This window comes from Frankia sp. Hr75.2 (assembly GCF_949319125.1).
GTDB classification, from domain to species: domain Bacteria; phylum Actinomycetota; class Actinomycetes; order Frankiales; family Frankiaceae; genus Parafrankia; species Parafrankia soli.
This window is the reverse complement of record NZ_CASGGV010000101.1, coordinates 1-3,713: the sequence shown is the minus strand read 5'-3', so window position 1 is coordinate 3,713 and position 3,713 is coordinate 1. Positions and strand designations below refer to the sequence as shown.

4 protein-coding genes are annotated in these 3,713 nt (G+C 74.4%); 1 reads left to right on the top strand and 3 read right to left on the bottom strand.

What is annotated here, in order from left to right; translation table 11 throughout:
- Positions 1 to 122: 122 nt before the first annotated feature.
- Entirely contained in the window at positions 123 to 626 is a 504-nt protein-coding gene (locus AC559T_RS09300) for a hypothetical protein (protein WP_498868469.1), read from the bottom strand.
- A 222-nt stretch (positions 627 to 848) separates the two neighbouring features.
- Between AC559T_RS09300 and AC559T_RS09295 the strand changes: the two genes are divergently transcribed.
- On the top strand, positions 849 to 1,025 hold the full coding sequence (locus AC559T_RS09295) for a hypothetical protein (RefSeq protein WP_235013670.1): 177 nt from the start codon (positions 849 to 851) through the stop codon (positions 1,023 to 1,025).
- A 163-nt stretch (positions 1,026 to 1,188) separates the two neighbouring features.
- Here AC559T_RS09295 and AC559T_RS09290 read toward each other — a convergent pair whose 3' ends face one another.
- A complete protein-coding gene (locus AC559T_RS09290) occupies positions 1,189 to 2,589 on the bottom strand; it encodes a DEAD/DEAH box helicase (RefSeq protein ID WP_198541493.1) in 1,401 nt (466 codons plus the stop codon).
- A gap of 663 nt (positions 2,590 to 3,252) precedes the next feature.
- Positions 3,253 to 3,654 (bottom strand): hypothetical protein, encoded by a 402-nt coding sequence (locus tag AC559T_RS09285; protein WP_498868468.1) that lies wholly within the window; start codon positions 3,652 to 3,654, stop codon positions 3,253 to 3,255.
- Positions 3,655 to 3,713 lie beyond the last annotated feature (59 nt).

The following is a 3,713-nucleotide window of genomic DNA, read 5'->3' as shown; positions in this document are numbered from 1 at the left end:
GACCATGGCGACGGACAGCTGGTCGCGCGCCGCGTCGAAGTTGGCGCAGCGGGCGAAGTGCGCCCGCTCCTCGGCGATCTGCTCGGCGGTCGGCTCGAGGTCGGCGGCGGGGATGAGCGGGTTCATCGGGTCGCCGCCATGGCCTCGAGGGAGACGCGGGAGACGCCGTCACCCTGCCGGACGAGCTTGCCCGAGCTGGGCGCGGCGTACCGCTTGGCCGTGGCCACGGACACCCCGAGCCGGACGGCCGCCGCGGCGAAGGTGACGGGCGCGTCGGGGGTCGGATCGGGGGTGACGTCCGGGCTGACGGATGACCGGAGTTCAGTTCCGGTCACCAGGCTGGGTGCGCGCTCGGCGAGCAACTCGTCGATGACGTCCGCCCGGGTGATCGGCACGCCGGATCCGGCCAGGAAAGCGTGCCGGATGACGACGCGGGCCCGCTGGGTCGGGCTGAGCCGCGGCGAGGCAACCCGGGTGATGGTGCCGGCGGCGGTCCGGGCTGGACCGGCCGCGATGGGCGCCAGGATGCCCGGAGCGGCACCGGCCGGCGCCGGGCGACGCAGATACAGGGCGAAGGCCACAGCGGCGCACAGAGCGCCTAGGACCTGCGAGATGATGGGGAACACGGTGCTGACCTCTCGGGGGTCGGTATCCGAGGTCCCCGGCGGTGTTACGAGCACCGTCCGGGGACCGTCTTCCCCCTGGATCGTCAGCGGATAGCTACGCGCACACCGTTGTGACGGACGTCCTTGGCACCAGTGCTTTTGCGAAGGACGCACACCGTTGCGTGGGTGTTACCGTTTTGGTATCCAGTGTCGATTCGGCGCCTCTTCGGAAAGGTGTTGCGCATGGAGCAGGACGAGTCGGTTGGCCCCGAGATGGGGTCTGTGGTGCCAGGTCAGCGGGAGGTGGTCTCAGTAACGGCGGATGTCGCCGACCTCTCGGAGACGAGCACCGATGGGCTCTCCTTGGGCCCGGTGGCGAACCCGAACCGGCTGCGACTGGGCGTCTCGCGCTCGCTGTGACCACCGTCGGGTGATCCTCCGGAGGTCGCGGCCCGCGACTGATCCAGGAAGCCGAGACGAAACCACCGGTGCCCCGGAACGCGGAAGCGTTCCGGGGCACCGTTCGTATGAGAGCCATCCCCGGGCCTGACCCGAAGTCGGAGTCAGGCCCGGGGCGGTGGGATCAGGCTCCGGGAGCGGGGTGGGGGTCCACCCGCGGCGCGGGGCGCGTCTGGGCCAGGCCCCGGGCCGGGCGGCCCGGGCGGTGAGCGTCGCGGGCCGCCCCGGTGAAGGTCGAGCCGGCGGTGCGGGCGCCCGGCCCGCCGCGCCGGTGGCCGCCCTCACGCGGCGCGCCGTCGCGCCGGGCGGAGTCCCGGCGGCCGCCACCGTCGCGTCGGCCGTCACCACGCCGGCCGTCGCTGCGCTGGCGGCGGGCCTGGATGGTCGCCGGGTCGACCGGCGGCGCCGGCGGTCCGGCGAGCTCGGCGACGATCGGGTCGTCGGGCTGCGTCGGGACCGGCTGGGTCGGGATGCCCATGGCCCGCAGCAGCGACCGGGCCTTGCCACGCTCGGCCGGCACGGTCACCAGGACGTCGGCGCCGTCGGCCCCGGCCCGGGCGGTGCGCCCGCCGCGGTGCTGGTAGGTCTTGGCGTCCTCGGGCGGGCCCAGGTGCAGTACGAGGCCGATGCCGTCGACGTGGATGCCGCGGGCGGCGACGTCGGTGGCGACCAGAACCCGGTAGAACCCGTCGGTGAACCCGGCGAGCGCCCGGGTGCGGGCCCCCTGCGGCATGCCGCCGTGCAGGGGCTCGGCCGGTACCCCGGCCTCGGTGAGCGCCTGCGCGACGCGGTCGGCGTCGCGCTGGGTGCGCACGAACACCAGGGTGCGGCCGGCGCCGCAGGCGAGCGCGGTGACCAGCCGGAGCTGGGCGGTGCGGTCGACGGACTCCATCGCGTGCCGGGCCAGGGTCGAGACCTGCGACACCTCCGGGTCGACGGCGACGAGGACCGGCTCGGGCAGGTAGCCCCGGACGAGGACCTCGACCTCGCGGTCCAGCGTGGCGCTGAACAGCAGCCGCTGGCTGTCGGACGGGGTCATGTCCAGCAGCGCCTTGACCGCGGGGAGGAACCCGAGGTCGCACATGAAGTCGGCTTCGTCCAGGACGGTGATCTCGATCTCGTCGAGGATGCAGGCGTCGCGCTCGACCAGGTCGGTGAGCCGGCCCGGGGTGGCGACGACGAGGTGCACACCCCGGCGCAGGGCCGAGATCTGCCGGCTGATCGACGTTCCGCCGTAGACCGGGGTCATCCACAGCCCCAGCGCCCGGGTGAGCGGGGCCAGCACGTCGTTGACCTGCTGGGCCAGCTCACGGGTCGGGACGAGGATCAGCCCGCGGGGCTGACGGGGGCGGGCGGCGCCGGTGGTGGCGAGCCGGGCGAGCAGCGGCAGGCCGAACGCCAGGGTCTTGCCGGAGCCGGTGCGGGCCCGGCCGAGCACGTTCTCGCCGGCCAGCACGTCGGGCAACGTGGCGGCCTGGACCGGGAACGGCCCGTGGATGCCCTTGTCCGCGAGCGCGGAGACCAGCCGCGGGGGCAGGCCCGCCTCGGCGAAGGACTCGGCGGGCGGACGGGGGGAGCGGGTGGCGAGCGCCGGGCGCGCCGCCGGGCGCTCACCGCCGCGGAACGGGGCGGGACGAGGCCCGCCGCGGCCGTGTCCGGTGGGACGGGTACGGCCGCCCCGGGAGGGACGGGCCGGACGGTGGGCGGGGGTGGGCTGGGTGCTGCGGGGCTGAGTCAGGGGATCCGCCGATCAGGTCAGGGCCGACAGAACAACGCCACGTCGGTTCCACGCGCCATGCGGCGTGGTCTACAAGCGCGGAAAGTGTCGTCCGGCGGCCAGGGGGCGGCCGGTTTTCACGCGACCGGACCCAACCGCGGTCTGAGACCGCCATGGCGCTCGCACCGACCTTCGGACATCCGGCCCGATTGGCCGGATGCCCCAGAGATCTTGTCGCCGCCCCGTGGGTGGTTGCCCTCGGTGACGCCGACATGAAGACGTTACCTCGTACCGGGCCGTGATCGGGGGGCGCGAGGTGTGTGGTTAACCATCAGGGGAGGAGGTTCTACGTCACATCTGGTCCAGTGAAGCGCCGAACTGCGGTTCGGAGTCGGTTGGACGACATTTCCTCTTTAGATGACCTTGAAGACGTCAGCATACGCCGGATTGCCCATGCCCGGCGGGCATCTGTTACTGGGGGTGCACCCGGCCCGTTCGGGTGCGCAGCGCGCCGGTGGCGGGCATCGGCACCGGCCACCGGACCCGGCGCCGGCGCGGGCTCACCGGGCCGAGCGGGCCCGCCGGACCAGGCTGCGCGGCCCCCCGGTCCCGGCTGGCGCCGACCGCCCAGGCCAGCAGGGCCAGCGTTCCGACGAGCGCCCCGTAGGCGCCGACGACCCGCGCGTCCTCGCCGCGGGCGCGCGCCGCGATCCAGCACACCGCCCCGACCCCGCCGACCAGCGCGGCCACCAGGACAGCCCGTAGCGCCGTCATGGCCATCCGTGGCGCCGCCACCGGCTCGGACGCGGCCAGCCCGGGTACGGGGCTCCCAGGCACCGCCACGGCCGGTGCCGCGACCGCCGGCTCGGCCATATGGCCCGACCCAGCCATATGGCCCGACCCAGCCATATGGCCCGACCCAGCCATATGGC